Here is a 1,696-nt window from a genome sequence, read left to right as displayed (position 1 = left end):
GCCGCGCCGGCACAAAGCGCCATGGTGTAGAAGGCCGTCACAGTCGCCACCCGGTCGGGGAAGTCGCGCTTCACCAGCCCCGGCAGCAGCACATTCACCACCGCGATCGCCGCCCCGGCCAGGACGGAGCCGACCAGCAGTGCCGGCAGCGTACCGAAACCGCGCAGCGCCGTGCCGGCCGTCAGCACCCCCAGCAGGACGAGGATCACCCGCTCGGCCCCAAACCGATGCGCCAGCCGCGGCGCCGTGCCGGCGAAGACGCCGAGGCAGAGCACCGGCAGGGTGGTGAGCAGGCTCGCGAGCGCCGGCGACGCGCCCGTGGCGAGGCGCAGTTCCGGCAGCACGGCCGCGAGGCTCGAAAAGACGGGCCGCAGGTTGAAGGCCACCAGCACCAGGCTGACGGCCAGCCCGAAGCGCCGGAGCGGCGTCAGTTGGGCGGGCGCCGGCGCCGCGGCGGCTTCAACATCGACGAGTTCGTCCGCGAGGCCGCGCGGTCGGGGGTCGGGGCGCATGGGTGTGGTCCGGTCGTTCATGCCGATGGTCCCGTGGCGGGCGTGGCGACCGGCGCTTCGCGGGCCGACAGGCTGCTGCCGGCCGAGGCCGCCATCACGGCCGCGATGGCGACGCCCTGCAGCCCGGTGAGGCGCTGGCCGAGCAGCAGATAACCGAACAGCGCCCCCGCGGCGGGTTCGAGACTCATCAGAATGCCGAAAACGCGCGTCGGCAGCCGCTTCAAGGCCACCATCTCGAGGCCGTAGGGAAGGCAGCCCGATACCAGCGCCACCAGGAGCCCGAGGCCCAGCACATCCGGCCGCAGCAGGTCGCGCCCCGCATGGGCGATGCCGAGCGGCAGCACCGCCACGGCCGCCACCGTGACGCCGATCGCCACCACCCGGTGGCCGAGCTGCCCGGCCCGCTGGCCGCACAGGATATAGGCCACCCAGCTTACCGCCGAGCAGAGCGCGAAACCGAAGCCCGCGAGATCGCGCGCCCCATCGGCCTGCGCGGCCGGCACCAGGCACAGCATGCCGAGGCCCGCCATCGCGGCCCACAGCAGGTCGATCGGGCGGCGTGATCCCAGCACCGCGAGCCCCAGGGGGCCGAGAAACTCCACCGCCACCGTGACGCCGAGCGGCAACGTCCGGATCGCCAGATAAAAGAACAGGTTGAGCCCCGCGAGGCCGAGCCCGTAGCCAAGCGTCCAGCCGAAGGCCGCGCGGGGCAGCGGCATCCGCCAGGGCCGCATGACGGCGCAAAGCATCAGGGCCGCAAGCGTCATGCGCAGCGCGGAAGCACCCTCGGCCCCGACGCGGGCGAACAGCGGCATCACCAGCGCGGCGCCGAGCTGGAACCCCAGGACCGCCAGCCCCACGCAGCCATAAGGCAGCAGCCCCACGCCGATTGACTGCCGCCCCATCACCCGCTCCGAAACCGAACCGGCCCCGGTTCCGCCCGCTGTCTAGCAGCTTCAGCCGCGGCCCGACAAACCCGCCGCGCATCGCCTCGCCGGCTTATGGCCCTAGCTATGGAAGGAAGAGGCTCGCAAATCGGCCCGCGCGGAGGGACCCATGGCGCTCATCACCTATCTGACGACGATCCGCTTCGGCGCCGGCACCTTGGCGGAGCTGCCCGAAGCCCTGGCGCAGGCCGGCATCGCCCGGCCGCTGCTGGTCACCGACCCCGGCCTCGCACAGGC

Annotated in this window: 2 protein-coding genes; both read right to left on the bottom strand. The window is 73.0% G+C overall.

The window, feature by feature from the left end; genetic code table 11:
- On the bottom strand, positions 1 to 533 hold a 533-nt coding region (locus P7D22_RS23025), incomplete at its 3' end, for an MFS transporter (RefSeq protein ID WP_319936572.1).
- On the bottom strand, positions 530 to 1,417 hold the full coding sequence (locus P7D22_RS23020; RefSeq protein WP_319936571.1) for an EamA family transporter: 888 nt from the start codon (positions 1,415 to 1,417) through the stop codon (positions 530 to 532). The genes P7D22_RS23025 and P7D22_RS23020, both read right to left, overlap by 4 nt.
- Positions 1,418 to 1,696 lie beyond the last annotated feature (279 nt).

It is taken from the genome of Lichenihabitans sp. Uapishka_5 (genome assembly GCF_033947565.1).
Taxonomy (GTDB): Bacteria; Pseudomonadota; Alphaproteobacteria; order Rhizobiales; family Beijerinckiaceae; genus Lichenihabitans.
This window is presented reverse-complemented; position numbering and strand designations above follow the sequence as displayed.